This is a genomic window from Gorillibacterium terrae (genome assembly GCF_051594785.1).
In the GTDB taxonomy this organism is placed as follows: domain Bacteria; phylum Bacillota; class Bacilli; order Paenibacillales; family NBRC-103111; genus Gorillibacterium.
This window is the reverse complement of record NZ_JBPPGI010000023.1, coordinates 1-575: the sequence shown is the minus strand read 5'-3', so window position 1 is coordinate 575 and position 575 is coordinate 1. Positions and strand designations below refer to the sequence as shown.

Sequence of the window (575 nt, the reverse complement as noted above, 5' to 3'; positions counted from 1 at the left end):
TGGGAAATCTCATCTTGAGGGGGGCTTCACGCTTAGATGCTTTCAGCGCTTATCCCGTCCGTACTTGGCTACCCAGCGATGCTCCTGGCGGAACAACTGGTACACCAGCGGTACGTCCATCCCGGTCCTCTCGTACTAAGGACAGCTCCTCTCAAATTTCCTGCGCCCGCGACAGATAGGGACCGAACTGTCTCACGACGTTCTGAACCCAGCTCGCGTACCGCTTTAATGGGCGAACAGCCCAACCCTTGGGACCTACTTCAGCCCCAGGATGCGATGAGCCGACATCGAGGTGCCAAACCTCCCCGTCGATGTGGACTCTTGGGGGAGATAAGCCTGTTATCCCCAGGGTAGCTTTTATCCGTTGAGCGATGGCCCTTCCATACGGAACCACCGGATCACTAAGCCCGACTTTCGTCCCTGCTCGACGTGTTTGTCTCGCAGTCAAGCTCCCTTCTGCCTTTGCACTCTTCGAATGATTTCCAACCATTCTGAGGGAACCTTTGGGCGCCTCCGTTACGCTTTAGGAGGCGACCGCCCCAGTCAAACTGCCCGCCTGACACGGTCCCTTCACC

Annotated in this window: 1 rRNA gene; it reads right to left on the bottom strand. The window is 57.2% G+C overall.

Going from position 1 to position 575, the window contains the following annotated elements:
- Positions 1-575 (bottom strand): 23S ribosomal RNA (locus ACSEXS_RS22635); the annotation flags it as partial.